Below are 352 nucleotides of genomic sequence, written 5' to 3'. Positions count from 1 at the left end.
TCAGTTTTTCTTATTTCATCACTCTCTAGTTTATTTTCCTGCTTCTTTTGCCCAAGAGAAAAATCACAGCACTAAAGCAGCTATTTTTCGGCCTGGGCAGTGCCATAGCGGCAATTTTCCTTCTGTTTTGCGGGAAGTTGAGCCATTTCTTCAGGTTATAGGCACAGGCACCCATTCCATGGCGGCCATCAGAATTACCTTTTCTGCCTGTATGATGCCCCGGGTGTTGATTCTCTTCAGGGCCATGAAATTAATAAGCGTACCGAAGACAGGTTCTGCTGTGCTTTGCCTGAGTAGCTTCATTTGCCTGCCTCTTGAGGAATTTACCCTTTCAATGGCCCTTGTGTATTCA

General features: G+C 45.2%; 1 pseudogene. It reads right to left on the bottom strand.

Features of this window, described 5'->3' with window-relative positions:
• Positions 1–25: 25 nt before the first annotated feature.
• Positions 26–352: pseudogene (locus tag F752_RS27075) on the bottom strand (transposase); the annotation flags it as partial.

The organism is Nafulsella turpanensis ZLM-10 (assembly GCF_000346615.1).
Taxonomy (GTDB): Bacteria; Bacteroidota; Bacteroidia; order Cytophagales; family Cyclobacteriaceae; genus Nafulsella; species Nafulsella turpanensis.
This window is presented reverse-complemented; position numbering and strand designations above follow the sequence as displayed.